At 70.4% G+C, this 17549-nt stretch carries 15 protein-coding genes; 13 read left to right on the forward strand and 2 right to left on the reverse strand.

Translation table 11 applies throughout. The features are described from left to right. Nucleotides 1–32: 32 nt before the first annotated feature. Together AU197_RS18355 and AU197_RS18360 are read right to left on the reverse strand one after the other, a co-directional pair. The gene (locus AU197_RS18355; RefSeq protein WP_197415598.1) at nucleotides 33–668 is read right to left on the reverse strand and encodes an LppM family (lipo)protein; all 636 of its coding nucleotides are present in this window, start codon (nucleotides 666–668) and stop codon (nucleotides 33–35) included. Nucleotides 669–771: 103 nt separating this feature from the next. Next, complete coding sequence (locus tag AU197_RS18360) at nucleotides 772–1368, reverse strand: GNAT family N-acetyltransferase (protein ID WP_064404122.1); 597 nt, start codon at nucleotides 1366–1368, stop codon at nucleotides 772–774. Nucleotides 1369–1597: 229 nt separating this feature from the next. Between AU197_RS18360 and AU197_RS18365 the strand changes: the two genes are divergently transcribed. The 13 genes from AU197_RS18365 to AU197_RS18425 all read left to right on the forward strand — a co-directional run bounded on the left by AU197_RS18365 (nucleotide 1598) and on the right by AU197_RS18425 (nucleotide 17467). Next, nucleotides 1598–2002, forward strand: a complete 405-nt coding sequence (locus AU197_RS18365; protein ID WP_064404124.1) for an SCO2097 family morphological protein — start codon at nucleotides 1598–1600, stop codon at nucleotides 2000–2002. Nucleotides 2003–2298: 296 nt separating this feature from the next. Then, nucleotides 2299–2730, forward strand: a complete 432-nt coding sequence (gene mraZ / locus AU197_RS18370) for a division/cell wall cluster transcriptional repressor MraZ (protein WP_064349961.1) — start codon at nucleotides 2299–2301, stop codon at nucleotides 2728–2730. Then, a complete protein-coding gene (rsmH, locus tag AU197_RS18375; protein ID WP_197415599.1) occupies nucleotides 2705–3871 on the forward strand; it encodes a 16S rRNA (cytosine(1402)-N(4))-methyltransferase RsmH in 1167 nt (388 codons plus the stop codon). The genes mraZ and rsmH overlap by 26 nt, the downstream gene beginning before the upstream one ends. Beyond that, nucleotides 3868–4860, forward strand: coding sequence for a cell division protein FtsL (gene ftsL / locus AU197_RS18380; protein WP_064404127.1), 993 nt, complete (start codon nucleotides 3868–3870; stop codon nucleotides 4858–4860). Before rsmH ends, ftsL begins: the two co-directional genes overlap by 4 nt. Then, a complete protein-coding gene (locus tag AU197_RS18385; protein WP_064404128.1) occupies nucleotides 4857–6770 on the forward strand; it encodes a peptidoglycan D,D-transpeptidase FtsI family protein in 1914 nt (637 codons plus the stop codon). Before ftsL ends, AU197_RS18385 begins: the two co-directional genes overlap by 4 nt. 66 nt (nucleotides 6771–6836) lie before the next feature. Continuing rightward, complete coding sequence (locus AU197_RS18390; protein WP_064404131.1) at nucleotides 6837–8348, forward strand: UDP-N-acetylmuramoyl-L-alanyl-D-glutamate--2,6-diaminopimelate ligase; 1512 nt, start codon at nucleotides 6837–6839, stop codon at nucleotides 8346–8348. Further along, nucleotides 8345–9850, forward strand: coding sequence for a UDP-N-acetylmuramoyl-tripeptide--D-alanyl-D-alanine ligase (locus AU197_RS18395; RefSeq protein WP_064404133.1), 1506 nt, complete (start codon nucleotides 8345–8347; stop codon nucleotides 9848–9850). The genes AU197_RS18390 and AU197_RS18395 overlap by 4 nt, the downstream gene beginning before the upstream one ends. Beyond that, entirely contained in the window at nucleotides 9847–10926 is a 1080-nt protein-coding gene (gene mraY / locus AU197_RS18400) for a phospho-N-acetylmuramoyl-pentapeptide-transferase (protein ID WP_064404135.1), read from the forward strand. Before AU197_RS18395 ends, mraY begins: the two co-directional genes overlap by 4 nt. Beyond that, nucleotides 10919–12397: a UDP-N-acetylmuramoyl-L-alanine--D-glutamate ligase gene (gene murD, locus AU197_RS18405; RefSeq protein ID WP_197415587.1), complete on the forward strand. Its 1479-nt coding sequence runs from the start codon at nucleotides 10919–10921 to the stop codon at nucleotides 12395–12397. Before mraY ends, murD begins: the two co-directional genes overlap by 8 nt. Before the next feature lie 15 nt (nucleotides 12398–12412). Continuing rightward, nucleotides 12413–13918 carry a putative lipid II flippase FtsW gene (ftsW, locus tag AU197_RS18410; protein ID WP_197415600.1) on the forward strand — a complete coding sequence of 502 codons (1506 nt, stop codon included), beginning with the start codon at nucleotides 12413–12415 and terminating at the stop codon, nucleotides 13916–13918. After that, entirely contained in the window at nucleotides 13915–15081 is a 1167-nt protein-coding gene (gene murG, locus AU197_RS18415) for an undecaprenyldiphospho-muramoylpentapeptide beta-N-acetylglucosaminyltransferase (RefSeq protein ID WP_064404140.1), read from the forward strand. Before ftsW ends, murG begins: the two co-directional genes overlap by 4 nt. Before the next feature lie 38 nt (nucleotides 15082–15119). After that, on the forward strand, nucleotides 15120–16523 hold the full coding sequence (gene murC / locus AU197_RS18420) for a UDP-N-acetylmuramate--L-alanine ligase (RefSeq protein ID WP_064404497.1): 1404 nt from the start codon (nucleotides 15120–15122) through the stop codon (nucleotides 16521–16523). After that, the gene (locus AU197_RS18425) at nucleotides 16520–17467 is read left to right on the forward strand and encodes a cell division protein FtsQ/DivIB (protein ID WP_064404142.1); all 948 of its coding nucleotides are present in this window, start codon (nucleotides 16520–16522) and stop codon (nucleotides 17465–17467) included. Before murC ends, AU197_RS18425 begins: the two co-directional genes overlap by 4 nt. Nucleotides 17468–17549 lie beyond the last annotated feature (82 nt).

The following is a 17549-nucleotide window of genomic DNA, read 5'->3' on the forward strand; positions in this document are numbered from 1 at the left end:
GAGGAGGGGTGCGGCCCGGGCCGTCCCGGCCCCTATTCGCGGGCTTCGCCCACTTTGGGCGATTGGTCGCGGCTCACGTACGCCAGCGCCCCGATGATGGCGGCCACGACGAAGGAGCCGAGGCCGAGCCAGATCGCGGCGCCGGTGAACGACCGCGCGCTGGGATCGGTGTAGCGGGCTTGGGCGTTCATTGTGCTGACCACACCCGGCCGCAACTTCCACTCGACGATCTCGGCCGACACCTGATCACCGTTGGTCGAGGTGACTTCGCCAGGGAACGACACGGTCAGCGACACGTCGGCCTCGGAGTCGCTGAGCGACGTGAGGTCGGCGCGACCCTCGAGGATGACGAGGTCACCGGCGCGGCGCAACGACAGGTCGACACCGGCGGCGTCGCGGTTCATGTTGGCCAGCTGAGGCAGTTCGGCGAAGGTGAGGTCGGAGAACACCGCCTGGGACCCGACGTAGTCGTCGCGGCTGTACTCCGAGACCGCCACCTTGCTGGCGAACGGCAGGTTGTTCAGCAGCTGCGGGCCCTTGTCGTCGGCGTTGCGCGGCTTTGCCGCCGCGATGATCTGACCGGACACCCGGTCGTCGGGGGAGACCGTGATCGAGGCCCGCACCCGGACGCAGCCGACGGCGGTCGGAAGCACGACGAGGATCAGCATCACGAGTGCGAGCAAGCGGGTTCTGCTGCTGCGGGGGCGGGCCGGCACGTGGTCATCGTGCCAGACCGAGGCGAGCCGAGGCGTCGGCGACATCAAATCCGTGTCAGAGCGGCAGTGACCGGCCCAGGATGGCGAAAGCCCGCGGATCGCCCGCGAAATGGTAGCCACGGATGACATCGGTGAAGCCGAGCCTGCGGTACAGCCGCCAGGCCCGGTTGGCCTCACCGTTGATCTCCGGCGTCGACAACAACACGTGGGACTCCTGGCGGTCGGAGAGCAGTCGGCGAGCCAACGCCTCACCGAGCCCGTGGCCCTGAGCGCGGGGGTGGATGTGCAGTTCGGTGAGTTCGAAGTAGCTGGTCATCAACGCGGCGATGGAGTTGCGATCGGTGCCCACCCGCTGCAGCCCGGCCACCACCTGCTGCTGCCACCACTGGTCGGGGGCGCCGCAGTAGCCGTAGGCGATGCCGACCATCGGGGCGGAGGCCAGTTCGGCCTCGCCGGGGGGGTCCTCGGCTTGGCCGACGGTCACCGCCGCGACGGCCTTCCACCCGGGCCTGCGGGTGTGCTCGAGCCACATCGACGCCCGCTGGGCCTCGGTGCCGCGCGGATAGCGCATCGCGTCGACGTAGACCGCGAGCGCGTCACCGAGTCGGCGCTGCATATCGCTCGGCGACAGATCGATGAGAAATGTCGCCAACTGTGTCTGCCTCTCCGCGGGTCGGGGCGGTGCCGTCCCAACCATTATCGAGTGGATCCGCCTGCGCCTCTCACGCGGCGGCGTCCGTCATACAATCGGGCGTCGAACAAGGTGGTACGGCTCAGATCGACCTCGTATCATGACTGTTAGATGCCCGTGAAGGCGGGCACACAAGACTTTGAACAATGAGTTGGCCGCGGTGGGCCCCTGGGTTCCGAGGGAGGGACGAATGCCACTCTCCGATCATGAGCAGCGCATGCTCGACCAGATCGAGAGCGCGCTCTATGCCGAGGACCCGAAGTTCGCTTCGAGTGTCCGCGGCGGAACCCTGCGCGCACCTTCGACCCGGCGTCGCCTTCAAGGCGCCGCGCTCTTCGTGCTCGGGCTCGCGATGCTGGTGTCCGGTGTCGCGATCCCAGCCACCCAGATCAGTGGCTTTCCGGTGCTCTCGGTTCTCGGCTTCATCGTGATGTTCGGCGGTGTGGTGTTCGCGATCACGGGCCCGCGGGTTCCCGGTGGCCGCGACCGGTCGGTCGCCGAACCGGGCGCCGCCCGGCAGAAGCGGGGCAAGGGCGCGGGTGGGTCGTTTGCCAGCCGCATGGAGGATCGCTTCCGGCGTCGCTTCGACGAATAGGAACCGACACGACACAAGGGGCAGCCCGCATGGCGGACTGCCCCTTTTTTCGTGTGTTCGGCCGCCGATCGCCCCACTGAGCCCCACAGTCGGCCCACCCGACTCTGACCTGGGCTTTTTCCTCCGATAGCGCTCAAACCCGGGGCGTCGCCAGCCGCACGCCGCCCGGTGTGGGGCGCAGCGTGGGGACTCACCAGGAAATTCGTGGCACAAATGGTGGAAGGTGGGGGATTGTGGGGTAAAGTGGCGGACAACGGAGCGACCGGGGCTCTGTTGACCGGCGGGGAGGTGGCGAGATGTTTCTCGGCACCTACACGCCGAAGCTCGACGACAAGGGGCGGCTCACGCTGCCCGCCAAGTTCCGCGACGCGCTGGCAGGAGGGTTGATGGTCACCAAAAGCCAAGATCACAGCCTTGCCGTCTATCCGCGCGCCGAGTTCGAGAAGCTGGCCCGACGGGCGTCGCAGGCATCGCGTAGCAACCCGGAAGCACGCGCATTCCTGCGGAACCTGGCCGCCGCCACCGACGAACAGCATCCCGACGCACAAGGCCGAATCACGCTGTCGGCCGATCACCGCCGCTACGCGAACCTGTCGAAGGACTGCGTGGTGATCGGATCGGTCGACTACCTGGAAATCTGGGACTCCGCCGCATGGCAGGAGTACCAGCAGACCCATGAAGAGAACTTCTCCGCGGCCACCGATGAAGCTCTGCACGACATCATCTGATTCGGCGACGAGTCGAGGCAGGCACAGGCATCCAGCCCGTGCATCGCGGCCTCTGCCCGAACCGGCCCTGGCGTACTTCCCCGACGCCAGGTCCGTGCTCTCGGACAGGGACCCCGGTGCAGGGGTTTCGGGTGGAGGCGAGGGAGGCGCGGCGATGGAACGGCGCAGCAGCGATCACGGACACGTTCCCGTCCTGCTGGACCGCTGCGTCGAACTGCTCACCCCCGCACTGACGCGGCAAAGTTCCGACGGTGAGGGTGCGGTGCTGGTCGACGCCACTCTCGGAGCCGGCGGACACGCGGAGCGCTTCCTGACCGAGCTGCCCGGTCTGCGGCTGATCGGCTTGGACCGCGACCCCGATGCGTTGTGGATCGCCGGTGAACGCCTGTCGCGGTTCGGTGATCGGGTGATGCTGGTCCGCACGCGGTACGACGGCATCGGCGGGGTGCTCGGGGACGACGGCTACTGGGCGAGCCAGGCCGATGGGGTCCTTTTCGACCTCGGCGTGTCCTCGATGCAGCTCGATCGCACCGAACGCGGGTTCTCCTACGCCGCCGACGCGCCACTGGACATGCGGATGGATCCCGACGCGGAACTGACCGCCGCCGATGTGGTGAACACCTACGACCAGAAATCGTTGACCCGGCTCCTGCGTGAATTCGGTGAGGAACGTTTCGCGAGCCGGATCGCGGCCCAACTCGTCCGCAGGCGCGCCCGCCAGCCGTTCCGGACCACCGGGGAGCTGGTCGAGCTGCTGTACCAGGCGATTCCGGCCCCGGCGCGCCGCACCGGCGGGCACCCGGCGAAGCGCACGTTCCAAGCGCTTCGGATCGCGGTCAACGGCGAACTGGACTCGCTGCGCGACGCGTTGCCCGCGGCGCTGAACGCTCTGGCGCCCGGTGGGCGCATCGTGGTGATGGCTTACCAGTCCCTCGAGGACCGCATCGTCAAGGCGGCCTTCGCCTCCGCAACGGCGTCCAGGACGCCTCCAGGCCTACCGGTGGAACTACCCGGGCATGAGCCGAAGTTCGTCGCACTGACTCGCGGTGCCGAGCGTGCAGCTCCCGAGGAGATCGAACGGAACCCGCGTAGCGCGCCCGTGCGGCTACGAGCACTGGAGAAGGTGGGGGCACCCAGGTGAACGCCAAGCAGGCCAAACAGCCCAAAGGGGCCAAGCAGACCAAGCGCGCAAAAGGGGTCCGCGGCGCCGACGAACGTCGCCGCACCGGTGCTCAGCGGCGCTCGACGGACGCGCAGGCGCGGCGCAAGCCGAGCCGCGAGCAGCGGCCCCAGCGCTCGGCGCCCCAGACCAACCCCATCCCGCGTCCGGTCGGCGCGCCGGGCAGGCCCAAGAGCGCCAGCCAGGCAAAGGCGCGGGCCAAGGCACGTAAGGCCAAGGCACCGAAGGTCGTTCGGACACCGTTACGCCAGCGCATCATCGTCAGGCTGGCCTCGGTGGAGCTCAGCCCGCGGGCCCTCGTGGCCAGGGTGCCGTTCGTGGTGCTGGTGATCGGGTCGCTGGGGATGGGCCTGGGCACGACGCTGTGGTTGTCCACCGATGCCGCCGAGCGCTCCTATCAACTGGGCAACGCTCGCGAGACGAATCAGGCTCTGCTGCAACAGAAGGAAGCCCTCGAGCGCGATGTGCTGGAGGCGCAGGCCGCCCCGGCGTTGGCCGAAGCCGCGCGTGAGCTCGGGATGATCCCGTCCCGCGACACCGCCCACCTGGTGCAGGATCCGGCGGGTAACTGGGTGGTGGTCGGCACGCCCAAACCGGCAGAAGGCGTTCCGCCGCCGCCGCTGAACACACCGCTGCCCGACGCGACACCGCAGGCGCCCCCACCGGGACCGCGCCCGCCCGCACCGCGGGTCGTCGATCCCCGCGAGGTCACCGTCCGGATGCCGACGCGGACGGCGCCCACCCCTGTGCCGCAGTCGCTTCCGGGGCAGCCGCCGGCGCCCGGTGCCGTACCGGGGCCGGTGGTCCCGCCGGCCGCGCCGATGGTCCCGCCCGACGCGCTGCACATCCCGAACCCGCAGCTGCTGCCGGGTCCCGTACCCGGCGCCGAACAGTTCAGCCCCGCGGTCGTGCCGCCTGCGCCCGCGCCTCCGGCTGGTCCCGTCGCATGAGCCGCGGCGAGCGCCGGGCCCGCAAGGCCGCTCCGGCGGCGGCCGGTTCTCAGGAGCGCTCGGCCAAAGCCAGACGGACTCGTGCTCCGATCACCGAAACCGGGCTGCGCAGCGCATCTTTCGTGTTCCGGCATCGAGTGGGCAACGCGGCGATCTTCCTGGTGTTGATCGTCGCGGCGGGGCAGCTGTTCCACCTTCAGGTGCCGCGCGCCGACGGGTTGCGGGCCGAGGCGGCGAGCCAGCTCAAGGTGACCGACGTCGACAAGGCCGTGCGCGGGGCGATCGTCGACCGCAACAACGACAAGCTCGCCTTCACCATCGAGGCGCGCGCGCTGACCTTCCAGCCGCAACGGGTCCGCAAGCAACTGGAGGAGGCCAGGGCGAAAAGCACGGAGGCGCCCGAACCCGACCGCAGGCTGCGCGACATCGCCGCCGAGGTGGCGTTGCGGCTGAACAACAAGCCGGACTCGGCCACCGTCCTCAAGAAGCTCAAGAGCAACGAGACGTTCGTCTATCTCGCGCGGGCGGTGGACCCCGCCATCGCCGAGGCGATCACCAAGAAGTTCCCCGAGGTCGGTTCGGAGCGCCAGGACCTGCGCCAGTACCCGGGCGGCTCGCTGGCGGCCAACATCGTCGGCGGCATCGACTGGGACGGTCACGGGCTGCTGGGGCTGGAGGATTCCCTCGATGCCGTGCTCGCGGGTACGGACGGCTCGATCACCTACGACCGGGGCTCCGACGGTGTGGTCATTCCGGGCAGTTACCGCAACCGCCACGACGCGGTCGACGGTTCCACGGTCATGCTGACCATCGACGACGACATCCAGTTCTACGTCCAACAGCAGGTGCAGCAGGCCAAAAACCTGTCCGGCGCCAAGAACGTCTCGGCGGTCGTCCTGGACGCGAAGACCGCCGAGGTGCTGGCGATGGCGAACGACAACACGTTCGACCCGAGCCAGGACATCGGCAGGCAGGAGCACCGCCAGCTCGGAAACCCCGCGGTGTCCTCGCCCTATGAACCGGGTTCGGTCAACAAGATCGTCACCGCCGCATCGGTCATCGAGTACGGGCTGTCGCATCCCGACGAGGTGCTGCAGGTCCCGGGGTCGATCCACATGGGTGGTGTCACCGTCGGGGACGCCTGGGAACACGGGACGATGCCCTACACCACGACGGGCATCTTCGGTAAGTCCTCCAACGTCGGCACGCTGATGCTGGCGCAGCGACTCGGCCCGGAGCGCTTCTTCGAGATGGTCCGCAAATTCGGCCTCGGTCAGCGCACCGGGGTGGGGCTGCCGGGCGAGAGTGCGGGCCTGGTCCCGCCGATCGACCAGTGGTCGGGCAGCACATTCGCCAACCTGCCCATCGGACAGGGCCTTTCGATGACCCTGCTCCAGATGGCCGGCATGTATCAGACGATCGCCAACGACGGGGTGCGGGTCCCGCCGCGCATCGTCAAGACCACCATCGCCGCCGACGGCACCCGCACCGACGAGCCTCGCCCCGAGGGCGTTCGGGTGGTCTCGCCGGAGACCGCCAAGACGGTGCGGCACATGTTGCGGGCCACGGTGCAGCGCGACCCCACCGGGGTGCAGCAGGGCACGGGGTCGCAGGCGGCCGTCGAGGGCTACCAGATCTCCGGGAAGACGGGCACCGCCCAGCAGATCAACCCCGCCTGCGGGTGCTACTACAGCGACGTCTACTGGATCACCTTCGCCGGCATCGCCACCACCGACGACCCGCGCTATGTCGTCGCCATCATGATGGACCACCCGCAGCGCACGGCCGACGGGCAGCCCGGCACCACATCGGCGCCGCTGTTCCACAACATCGCCTCCTGGCTGCTGCAGCGCGAGAACGTGCCGCTGTCGCCCGATCCCGACTCGCGATTGACCCTGGTAGCCGACTGACGAGCGCACCGGCGGCGCCGATATGACGCGGAGGCCGCACAGGCGACTGGGTACTGTGTCAACGCCATGAACCTGCGACCCAGCCATCCCGCCGGCGCGGCGCTCGGGCCACTGGCCGGGCAGGTCCAGGCGGTACCCGCGGGCGGTGCCGTACCGGACGTCCGCGTCACCGGCGTCACGCTGCGCAGCGGGGACGTCGAACCCGGTGACCTGTTCGCGGCGCTGCCGGGCGCAGCTTCGCACGGGGCCCGCTACGCCGGCGAGGCGATCGCACGCGGTGCGGGGGCGATCCTCACCGACCCCGACGGGCTGACGCTGTTGGGATCCGAGGTGGACACACCCGTCGTGGTCCATCCGGCTCCGCGGTCGGTGCTGGGCGCGCTGGCCGCCGAGGTGTACGGGCGGCCGTCCGAGCGGCTGCGGGTCATCGGGGTCACCGGCACCTCCGGCAAGACCACCACCACCTATCTGGTGGAGGCCGGGTTGCGATCGGCGCAGCGGGTGGCCGGACTCGTCGGCACCGTCGGCATCCGGATCGACGGACGCGATCAGGCCAGCGTCCTCACCACGCCCGAGGCACCGGATCTGCAGGCCCTGCTCGCGGTGATGGTGGAGCAGGGCGTCGACACCGTCGTGATGGAGGTGTCGAGCCACGCGCTCACCCTCGGCCGCGTCGACGGGGTGCGCTTCGCGGTCGGCGGGTTCACCAACCTGTCCCGCGACCATCTCGACTTCCACCCGACGATGCTGGACTACTTCGAGGCCAAGGCGCGACTGTTCGCTCCCGAATCCCCCACTCACGCAGACCTTTCCGTGCTGTGCGTCGACGACGATGCCGGCCGGGAGATGGCCAGGCTGGCCCGCGAACCGGTGACGGTCAGCGCGACCGGCCGGGTCGCCGACTGGCGCATCGAGGACGTCCGCACGGTCGGACGCAACGCGCAGGAGTTCGTCGCGGTGGACCCGGCGGGGGTGCACCATCATCTGCAGATCGGGTTGCCCGGGCGCTACAACGTGGCCAACTGCCTGCTCGCGATCGCGCTGCTCGACGCTGTCGGTGTGTCACCCGAACAGGCCGTGCCCGGCCTGCGCACCGCGACCGTGCCGGGGCGGATGGAGCCCGTCGAGTGCGGCCAGGATTTCCTGGCGCTGGTCGACTACGCGCACAAGCCGGGCGCCCTGCAGGCCGTGCTGGAGACGTTGCGGGCGCAGGGCGACGGCCGGTTGGCGGTCGTGTTCGGCGCGGGCGGTAACCGCGACCCCGGCAAGCGGGGGCCGATGGGCCGCGTCACCGCCGAACTGGCCGATCTGGTGGTGGTGACCGACGACAATCCCCGCGACGAGGATCCCGCCGAGATCCGCGCGGCGATCCTGGCCGGCGCGGAGGGCCCCGCGGAGGTCGTCGAGATCGGCGATCGCCGCGCTGCGATCGAGCACGCGGTGGCGTGGGCGCGACCCGGGGACGTCGTGCTCGTCGCGGGGAAAGGCCACGAGGCAGGGCAGACCAGCGCCGGGGTCACCCGACCCTTCGACGACCGCGAGGAGTTGGCGCGCGCCCTCGACGGACGCCGGTCATGATCGACTACACGCTGGCCCGGATCGCCGAGATCGTCGGCGGCCGGATCGCCGACATCTCCGAAGCGGACGCCGCCATCACCCGGGTCACCGGCACCGTCGAGTTCGACTCGCGGGCCGTCACACCGGGCGGTCTCTTCCTCGCGCTGCCGGGAGCCCGCTCGGACGGACACGACTTCGCCGCCGCGGCGGTGCGGGCCGGGGCGGCCGCGGTGCTGGCCGCCCGCCCGGTCGGGGTGCCGGCGATCGTCGTCGATCCGACACCGGAGACGTCCGACCGGGCGGCGGGCGTACTCGAACACGACGTCGACGGTTCGGGGGCAGCCGTGCTCGCGGCGTTGGCCAAGCTGGCCGCTGCGGTCGCCGCCGAACTCGTCGCGGGCAAGCTCACGATCATCGGTATCACCGGATCCTCGGGTAAGACCTCGACCAAGGATCTGGTCGCGGCGGTACTGGCCCCCCTCGGCGAGGTGATCGCGCCGCCGGGCTCGTTCAACAACGAACTCGGACATCCCTGGACGGTGCTGCGCGCGACGCCGTCCACCGACTTCCTGGTGTTGGAGATGTCGGCTCGGCATCGCGGCAACATCGCGGCGCTGGCCGCGATCGCCCCGCCCTCGATCGCGGTGGTGCTCAACGTGGGCACCGCACATCTGGGCGAATTCGGTTCGCGGGAGGCCATCGCCGAGACCAAATCCGAACTGCCGCAAGCAGTTCCGGCATCTGGGGCCGTCGTACTCAATGTCGACGACAGTGCGGTGGCCGCGATGGCCGCAAAGACCGCCGCGCGCATCGTGGCGGTGTCGCGGGAGCCGGCCGGCCGCCAGGTGGACGTGTGGGCCAATGCGGTCACGCTCGACGAGCTGGCCAGGCCACGGTTCACCCTGCACGCCGGCGGTGACCGGGTCGACGTCGCGCTGGCCGTGCACGGTGACCACCAGGTGTCCAACGCCCTGTGCGCGGCGGCCGTGGCGCTGGAATGCGGCGCCTCCCTCGAGCAGGTGGCCGCCGCGCTGGCCACCGCCGGTCCGGTGTCCGGACATCGCATGCAGGTCGCCACCCGCAGCGACGGCGTCACCGTCATCAACGACGCCTACAACGCCAACCCGGACTCGATGGGCGCGGGCCTCAAGGCGCTGGCGTGGATGGCCCGCGAAGGCGGGGGCCGCCGGCGCAGCTGGGCGGTGCTCGGCGAGATGGCCGAACTCGGTGACGACGCGATATCCGAGCATGACCGCATCGGTCGACTGGCCGTGCGCTTAGATGTGTCACGACTCATCGTCGTCGGAACCGGGAGGACCATGAGCGCCATGCACCACGGCGCGGTGATGGAGGGATCGTGGGGGGCTGAGGCCACCATGGTCCCCGACACCGACGCGGCGCTGGAACTGCTGCGCGCCGAACTGCAACCTTCCGACGTGGTGCTGGTGAAGGCGTCGAACGCGGCCGGTCTCGGCGCGCTGGCCGAAGCGCTGCTCGCCGAACCCCGGGACCCGAACGCATGAGGCAGATCCTCATCGCCGTCGGCATCGCGCTGACGGTTTCGATCCTGCTCACCCCGGTGCTGATCCGGCTGTTCACCCGGCAGGGGTTCGGCCACGAGATCCGCGAGGACGGGCCGCCCACCCATGCCAAGAAGCGTGGCACACCCTCGATGGGTGGCGTGGCGATCGTCGCAGGCATCTGGGCCAGCTACCTGGGCACCCACCTCGTCGGCGTCGTGATCGACGGCCGGGGACCGTCGGCGTCGGGCCTGCTCGTGCTGTTTCTGGCCAGCGCGCTGGCCGTCGTCGGATTCGTCGACGACCTGATCAAGATCCGGCGTTCCCGCAACCTCGGGCTCAACAAGACCGCCAAGACCGTGGGCATCCTGGCCGCCGCCGTGATCTTCGGTGTGCTGGCCCTGCAGTTCCGCAACGCCGACGGGCTGACGCCCGGCAGCGCCGAACTGTCCTATGTGCGCGAGATCGCCACGGTCACACTGCCGCCCGTGTTGTTCGTGTTGTTCTGCATCGTGGTGGTCAGCGCGTGGTCGAACGCGGTGAACTTCACCGACGGGCTGGACGGGCTGGCCGCGGGTGCGATGGCGATGGTGTGCGCGGCCTACGTGCTGATCACGTTCTGGCAGTTCCGCAACGCCTGTGCGACGAGCCCGGGCCTGGGCTGTTACAACGTGCGCGACCCCCTGGATCTGGCGATCATCGCCGCCGCCACCGCGGGCGCCTGCATCGGATTCCTGTGGTGGAACGCCGCGCCTGCCAAGATCTTCATGGGCGACACCGGCTCGCTGGCCCTCGGCGGCATCATCGCCGGGCTCTCGGTGGCCAGCCGCACCGAGATGCTGGCCGTGGTGCTCGGGGCCCTGTTCGTCGCCGAGGTGGTGTCGGTCGTCGTGCAGATCCTGGCGTTCCGCACGACGGGCCGCCGGGTGTTCCGCATGGCGCCGTTTCACCATCACTTCGAGTTGGTGGGGTGGGCCGAGACCACGGTGATCATCCGGTTCTGGCTGCTCACCGCGATCGCCTGCGGGCTCGGCGTCGCGTTGTTCTACAGCGAGTGGTTGACGACCGTCGGTGCCTGACATGACCCATCTCGAGCCGCTGGTCCCCGGCGCCCGGGTGCTGGTCACCGGCGCGGGCCTGACCGGCCGCTCGGTGAGCGCCGTGCTGGAGCCCACCGGCGTGCGGCTGACGATCTGTGACGACGATCCGTTGGCGTTGCAGCGGCTGATCACCCCCGCCAGGGTTGTCACCACCGCGCAGGCCCAGGCCACCATCGGCGAGTACGCGCTCGTCATCACCAGTCCCGGGTTCGCGCCCACGACGCCCGTGCTGGCCGCGGCCGCAACGGCGGGCGTGCCGGTCTGGGGCGACGTGGAACTGGCCTGGCGGCTGGACCGGGCGGGGTGGTTCGGGCCGTCGCGGCGCTGGCTCGTGGTCACCGGGACCAACGGCAAGACCACGACGACGTCGATGCTGCACGCCATGCTCGTCGCCGCCGGGCGATCCGCGGTGCTGTGCGGCAACATCGGCAACCCCGTGCTCGACGTCCTCGCCGAACCGTCCGACCTGCTCGCCGTCGAGCTGTCCAGCTTCCAGCTGCACTGGGCGCCGTCGCTGCGGCCGGACGCAGGTGTGGTGCTCAACGTCGCCGAGGACCACCTCGACTGGCACGGGTCCATGGCCGCCTACGCCCGCGCCAAGGCCCGTGTGCTCGACGGCCGCGTCGCCGTGGTCGGCCTCGACGATCCGGTGGCCGCGGGGCTCCTGGACACGGCGGCCGCTCCGACTCGCGTCGGGTTCCGGTTGGCCGAACCCGGGCCGGGCGAACTGGGCGTCGTCGGCGGCAGGCTCGTGGACAACGCCTTCGGTGAGCCGCCCGAGGGCGGATGGGCACTGGCCGACGCGGCGTCGATCCCGGTGGCCGGTCCCGTGGGCGTGCTCGACGCGCTCGCCGCCGCGGCGCTGGCCCGCGCGGTCGACGTACCACCGTCGGCCATCGCCGAGGCGCTCGCCGGGTTCCGGGTCGGCAGACACCGCGCGGAGGTGGTCGGCACGGTTGACGGCGTCACGTATGTCGACGACTCGAAGGCCACCAATCCGCACGCCGCGCAGGCATCGATTGCCGCGTACCCGCGGGTGGTGTGGGTTGCCGGCGGCCTGCTCAAGGGCGCCTCGGTCGACGAACTGCTCGCTTCGATGGCGAAGCGGCTGGTCGGAGCGGTGTTGATCGGCCGCGACCGGGCCGTGATCGCCGAGGCGTTATCGCGACACGCCCCGGATGTACCCGTCATCGAGGTTGTGACGGGGGAGGATTTTGGGGTGCAAGGGACAAATGGGTCGGATGTTAGTCCTGTTACTGATGTGATCAGACTCGGCGAAGCGCAGTCCGGTGACGCGATCATGGCCGCAGTGGTCGACGCCGCCCGAGGTCTGGCCCGGTCCGGCGACACGGTGCTGCTGGCCCCCGCCGGCGCCTCCTTCGACCAGTTCAGCGGCTACAGCCACCGCGGCGACGCGTTCGCCGACGCCGTGCGCGCCCTGACCCGATAGTCGCCGATGACGACCATCCTGACCCGGCTGCGGCTCCGCAGGACGGGCGCCGAGGACAAACCGGCCGAGCCGGTGTCCGCAACCGCCGGCCCTCGAACCCGGGTCGGGGCCTGGCTCGGTCGCCCGATGACGTCGTTTCACCTCATCATCGCGGTGGCCGCGCTGCTGACCACGCTGGGTCTGACGATGGTGTTGTCGGCGTCCGGGGTGTACTCCTACGACCAGGACGGGTCACCGTGGGTCGTGTTCGCCAAGCAGGTGATGTGGACGGTCGTCGGGCTGTTCGCGTTCTACGTCGCGATGCGGATCCCGGTGCAACTGATGCGGCGCATGGCGTTCTCCAGCTTCGCGCTGACCATTGTGCTGCTGATCCTGGTGCTGATCCCGGGCATCGGCACGGTGGCCAACGGTTCGCGCGGCTGGTTCGTGATCGCGGGGTTCTCGATGCAGCCCTCCGAGCTGGCCAAGATCGCGTTCGCCATCTGGGGCGCGCACCTACTGGCCGCGCGCCGCATGGAACAGGCCTCGCTGCGGGAGATGCTGATTCCGCTCGTGCCGGCCGCGTTCGTGGCGCTGGCGCTCATCGTCGCCCAGCCCGACCTCGGACAGACGGTGTCGCTGGGCATCATCCTGCTGGGCCTGCTGTGGTACGCCGGCCTGCCGCTGCGGGTGTTCGTGTCCTCGCTGTTCATGGTCGTGGTGTCGGCCGCGGTGCTGGCGATGGCCGAGGGGTACCGCTCGGCGCGGGTGCAGTCCTGGCTGAACCCGGGCGCCGACACGCAGGGTTCGGGCTATCAGGCCCGCCAGGCACGGTTCGCGCTGGCCAACGGCGGCGTGTTCGGCGACGGCCTCGGCCAGGGCGCGGCCAAGTGGAACTACCTGCCCAACGCGCACAACGACTTCATCTTCGCGATCATCGGCGAGGAACTCGGCTTCATCGGCGCCGGCGGCCTGCTGTGCCTGTTCGGCCTGTTCGCCTACACCGGTATGCGCATCGCGCGGCGCTCGGCGGACCCGTTCCTGCGCCTGCTCACCGCCACCGCGACGCTGTGGATCATGGGCCAGGTGTTCATCAACGTGGGCTACGTGGTGGGCCTGCTCCCCGTTACCGGGCTGCAGTTGCCCCTCATCTCGGCAGGTGGAACATCCACGGCGACAACGCTTCTGATGATCGGCATCATGGCAAGCGCGGCGCGGCACGAACCGGAGGCGGTGGCGGCGCTGCGGGCCGGACGCGACGACCGGGTCAACAGGCTGCTCCGGCTGCCGCTACCGGCGCCCTACGTGCCGTCGCGAACCGAGGCGGTGCGCGACCGGCTCAACCGGCGCGGCTCGGAACGACCCGGTAAACGCCCCGCGCCTAAACGGACCCGGGCGCCCAAGCCCGCGGCCAGGCAGACACCCAAAACCGCGCGCAAACGCCAGACGGCCGGTAAGACGGCCCGGGCGGCAAGGCATCATGGAGGCGGTCGCACGGACAGCAGCCGGCGGCGCGCACTGGAAGGTCAGCGTTACGGGTGAACGACACGGGTCCCGTCCCTCGGCGGCCGGGGGACGACCGGGGAGTATCCGTGGTGCTCGCGGGCGGTGGTACCGCGGGACACGTCGAACCGGCGATGGCGGTGGCCGACGCCCTGACCGAACTCGTGCCCGGCGTGCGGATCACCGCCCTGGGCACCGAGCGCGGCCTGGAGACCCGACTTGTCCCCGAACGCGGCTACCACCTCGAGCTGATCACGCCGGTGCCGCTGCCGCGCAAATTCTCCGGTGACCTCCTGCGCCTGCCCCTGCGGGTGCGGCGGGCGGTACGGCAGACCCGGGCGCTGCTCGACGAGGTCGAGGCCGACGTGGTGATCGGCTTCGGCGGTTACGTCGCGCTGCCGGCCTATCTGGCGGCGCGCAGTGTGCGCAGAAGCAGGCGCGTGCCGGTGGTGGTGCACGAGGCGAACGCCAGCGCGGGCTGGGCCAACCGGGTCGGCGCGCGCTCGGCGCGGCGGGTGCTCTCTGCCGTTGCCGACCCCGGACTGGGCCGGACCGCCGAGGTGGTGGGGGTGCCGGTGCGCGCGGCGATCACCTCCTTGGACCGCACGGCCTTACGGGCCGAGGCGCGCGCCCACTTCGGTTTCGCCCCCGACGCCCGGGTGCTGTTGGTGTTCGGCGGTTCACAGGGCGCGCAGTCGCTGAACCGGGCCGTTTCGGGGGCCGCCAAAGATCTTGCCGCGGCGGGCATTTCGGTGCTGCACGCCCACGGCCCGAAAAACACACTCGATCTGCGCGACCCCGCCGACGGCGATCCGCCGTATGTTGCCGTGCCCTATCTGAACCGGATGGACCTCGCATACGCCGCCGCCGACGTGGCAATGTGCCGGTCCGGCGCGATGACGGTCGCCGAGCTGACCGCGGTGGGGTTACCCGCGGTGTACGTTCCGCTGCCGATCGGCAACGGCGAACAACGGCTCAACGCGCTTCCCGTGGTCGAGGCGGGCGGCGGGCTGCTCGTCGACGATGCCGATTTGTCGCCGGCTTTCGTCGCCGAGACCGTCGTCGACCTGCTCACCGACACCGGCCGGTTGCAGACGATGACGGCCGGTGCCGCGCTGGCCGGTCACCGCGACGCGGCAAGGCGGGTTGCCGAGATCGCCATGGAGGTGGCCCGAGCCGAACCCCGAAAGGGTCTGCGGTGAAACCGAAGTCCTTGCCCGAGGAGCTGCAGCGGGTGCACATGGTGGGCATCGGCGGCGCCGGCATGTCGGGCATCGCGCGCATCCTGCTCGACCGCGGCGGGCTGGTGTCGGGTTCCGATGCCAAGGAGTCGCGGGCGGTGGCCGCACTACGGGCCCGCGGCGCCGCGGTCCGGATCGGGCACGACGCCTCCTCGCTGGACCTGCTGCCCGGCGGGCCGACCGCCGTCGTGACCACCCACGCGGCCATCCCCAAGACCAATCCCGAACTGGTGGAAGCCCGTCGACGCGGTATCCCGGTGATCCTGCGGCCGGTGGTCCTGGCCAAGCTGATGGACGGCCACACCACGCTGATGGTGACCGGAACGCACGGTAAGACCACGACGACGTCGATGCTCATCGTGGCGTTGCAGCACAGCGGGTTCGACCCGTCGTTCGCGGTCGGCGGCGATCTGGGCGAGGCGGGCACGAACGCCCACAACGGTAGCGGCGACGTCTTCGTGGCGGAGGCCGACGAAAGCGACGGCTCACTGCTGGAGTACAGCCCAGATGTCGCGGTGGTGACGAACATCGAGGCCGACCATCTGGACTTCTTCGGAAGCGCCGAAGCCTACGGCGCGGTATTCGACGACTTCGTCGAACGCCTCAAACCCGGTGGCGCGCTTGTGGTCTGCACCGACGACCCAGGCGCCGCGGCGCTCGCCGAGCGCACCGAGGAGTTGGGCATCCGCGTACTGCGCTACGGCAGCGACCCCAGCCGCCCGCTGCAGGGCACCTTGGTGAACTGGGAACAGCATGACACCGGCGCGGTGACGCACATCCAGCTCGCCGGCGAGCCGCACCCGCGGGCGATGCGCCTGGCGGTGCCGGGGCGACACATGGCGCTCAACGCGATCGGCGCGACGCTCGCGGCGGTCGAGGCGGGGGCGCCGGTCGATGCGGTGCTCGACGGGCTGGCCGGTTTCGAAGGGGTGCGGCGCCGGTTCGAGTTGGTCGGAGAAGCCAACGGTGTGCGGGTCTTCGACGACTACGCGCACCATCCGACCGAGGTGCGTGCCACCCTCGGTGCGCTGCGGACCGTCACCGAGCAGGCCGGTGGTCGTTCGATCGTCGTCTTCCAGCCCCATTTGTATTCGCGCACACAGACATTCGCACGCGAATTCGGACAGGCGCTCGACGCGGCCGACGAGGTGTTCGTGCTCGACGTCTACGCCGCTCGCGAGCAGCCGGTCGCCGGGGTCAGCGGCGCAAGCATCGTCGAGCACGTCAGCGTGCCGGGGACCTATGTGCCGGACTTCTCGGCGGTGTCGGCGCGGGTGGCCGAGGCCGCCGCGCCAGGCGACGTCGTCGTCACGATGGGGGCCGGTGACGTCACGATGCTCGGCCCGGAGATCCTCACCGCGCTGCGCGTCAAGGCCAACCGGAGCACACCGGGGTCGCGATGACCGGGCCGAGCGACCGTGACCCGGAGCCCCACGAGCCCCCCGAGCCCGCTGTGGAGCCCGAGCCGCAGCAGGACGCGCCGCGGCAGGAGACGCCGCAAGAGGCGGAAACACCGCCCGAGGCAACGGATTTCGAAGGTCCGCGCCGGCGCGCGCGTCGCGAGCGCGAGGAGCGCCGCGCGGCCCAGGCCCGTGCGATGGCGATCGAGGAGGCCCGCAGGGAGGCCAAGCGGCGTGCTCTGGGCAAGCCCGCGGACCAGACCCGAAAGCTGCGGCGAGGAACCGTCCGCGGCCTGAAGGTGCTGATGTGGTCGGCGCTGATCAGCGTCATCGTCGTCGGACTCGGGCTGGTGCTGTATTTCACCCCGGTCATGGCGGTGCGCAACACGGTGGTCACCGGTGTGGGCGCGGTGACACAGGAGGAGATCGTCGCGGCGGCGGCCGTCGCGCCGGGCACGCCGCTGCTGCAGGTGAACACCGACAGCGTCGCCGAACGGGTGGCCGCGATCCGGCGGATCGCCAGCGCGCGGGTTCAGCGCCAGTACCCGTCGACCTTGCGGATCACCGTCGTGGAGCGAGTGCCGGTGGTGGTCAAGGACTATCCGGACGGACCGCACCTGTTCGACCGCGACGGCGTCGACTTCGCGATCGGCCCTCCGCCGCCGGGGGTGCCCTACCTCGACACCGAGAACCCCGGTCCCAACGACGAACCGACCAAGGCGGCGCTGCAGGTGATGACGTCGCTGCGCCCGGAGGTCGCCGCGCAGGTCGCCCGCGTCGCGGCCCCCTCGGTCGCGGCCATCACCCTGCAGCTCATCGACGGCAGGGAGGTGGTGTGGGGGACCACCGACCGAACCGAGGAGAAGGCACTCAAACTCGGGGCGCTGCTCACTCAGCCGGGTAAGACCTACGACGTGTCGAGTCCCGACCTGCCGACGGTGAAATGACCGGACGTTGCACGAAAAATTTGTCGCGCGTGTCGGCGCGCCTGCATCGCTAGGTCGCGACCTCGCCCTACCGTTCTGGTTG

The sequence above is a fragment of the Mycobacterium sp. IS-1590 genome (genome assembly GCF_001500025.1).
Classification (GTDB): domain Bacteria; phylum Actinomycetota; class Actinomycetes; order Mycobacteriales; family Mycobacteriaceae; genus Mycobacterium.

Excerpts from the sequence above, each read along its gene's own strand:
- mraY (WP_064404135.1), top strand. The coding sequence starts at position 9,847 with ATGAGGCAGATCCTCATCGCCGTCGGCATCGCGCTGACGGTTTCGATC.
- AU197_RS18425 (WP_064404142.1), top strand. The coding sequence starts at position 16,520 with ATGACCGGGCCGAGCGACCGTGACCCGGAGCCCCACGAGCCCCCCGAG.
- mraZ (WP_064349961.1), top strand. The coding sequence starts at position 2,299 with ATGTTTCTCGGCACCTACACGCCGAAGCTCGACGACAAGGGGCGGCTC.
- AU197_RS18365 (WP_064404124.1), top strand. The coding sequence starts at position 1,598 with ATGCCACTCTCCGATCATGAGCAGCGCATGCTCGACCAGATCGAGAGC.
- murC (WP_064404497.1), top strand. The coding sequence starts at position 15,120 with ATGGTGGGCATCGGCGGCGCCGGCATGTCGGGCATCGCGCGCATCCTG.
- AU197_RS18385 (WP_064404128.1), top strand. The coding sequence starts at position 4,857 with ATGAGCCGCGGCGAGCGCCGGGCCCGCAAGGCCGCTCCGGCGGCGGCC.
- rsmH (WP_197415599.1), top strand. The coding sequence starts at position 2,705 with ATGAAGCTCTGCACGACATCATCTGATTCGGCGACGAGTCGAGGCAGG.
- AU197_RS18390 (WP_064404131.1), top strand. The coding sequence starts at position 6,837 with ATGAACCTGCGACCCAGCCATCCCGCCGGCGCGGCGCTCGGGCCACTG.
- AU197_RS18355 (WP_197415598.1), bottom strand. The coding sequence starts at position 668 with ATGCTGATCCTCGTCGTGCTTCCGACCGCCGTCGGCTGCGTCCGGGTG.
- AU197_RS18395 (WP_064404133.1), top strand. The coding sequence starts at position 8,345 with ATGATCGACTACACGCTGGCCCGGATCGCCGAGATCGTCGGCGGCCGG.